At 64.4% G+C, this 832-nt stretch carries 2 protein-coding genes; both read right to left on the bottom strand.

The genetic code is table 11. The features are described from left to right. Positions 1-6 precede the first annotated feature (6 nt). Complete coding sequence (locus AC5L3Z_RS29495; protein ID WP_494846644.1) at positions 7-288, bottom strand: hypothetical protein; 282 nt, start codon at positions 286-288, stop codon at positions 7-9. Between the two features lie 423 nt (positions 289-711). Continuing rightward, a partial coding sequence (locus AC5L3Z_RS29490) for a cold-shock protein (protein ID WP_494846646.1) occupies positions 712-832 on the bottom strand: 121 nt, incomplete at its 5' end.

Raw genomic sequence — 832 nt, 5'->3', positions numbered from 1 at the left:
GCACGATCAGAATGGTGCGGGTCCGCGGCCTGCCAACGACATCAAAACCTGCGTGGCGAGTAGCTTGCGTATGCCGGTGACGGCGACTGTCCCCATCCGATCGTAGGGCAGTTCCAATTGCAGCCCTTCGACTGCGTTGCGAAGGTCTGTCGTGATCTCGTCCGGACGGAACGTGCCGCCCCAGCCGATGAGTCCTCCGCGCTGGTTGGTACTGAGGGAAGCCATGCCGGATATGCATGCCCCGTCGGCCAGGATCAGCCTCGCAGGACCCGAGTAGGTCGTCGTCATAGTCATCAACCCTTCAGGATGTAACGCCGCGCACCCAGGTCCCGGCTGTCTGACAGTCATCAGGAGGCGAGGCGTCGAGTCCGACCATGGTGTGCTCCACGTGGACCGCGACCGTACGTGCCTCGACCGTCAGGACGACGGCGGTGCGGAATTCGGCTCGTCGGCGATGAAGGTCGACGTCTGTGTCTGTCTGGTTCATGAGCCCAAGGCGCGCCTTGGGCGGGCTGACAGTCGGCCTGGGCAGACCAGCGCCCGAGGTCCGAATCGATCCAAGGAAGAGAACACGCCGGCAATGCTGAGCTGGCTCCACACCGAGATGGCCGGCCTTTTGCCGATCAGACGAGTTTCGCGGTGCCGTGGTGAGCGCGTGAAACGCCGAACGGCGGCCCGCTGAACCAGTCGGACCGCCGTTCGCAGTGTGGATCAGAGCGGGCGGATGTTCTCCGCCTGCGGGCCCTTCTGGCCCTGGGTGATGTCGAACTCCACCTTCTGATTCTCGTCGAGGCTGCGGAAGCCGCTCGCCGAGATCGCGGAGAAGTGGGCG

The sequence above is a fragment of the Micromonospora sp. LZ37 genome (genome assembly GCF_059359015.1).
Note: the sequence above shows the minus strand (reverse complement) of the source record. Positions and strands in the feature narration are given on the sequence as shown.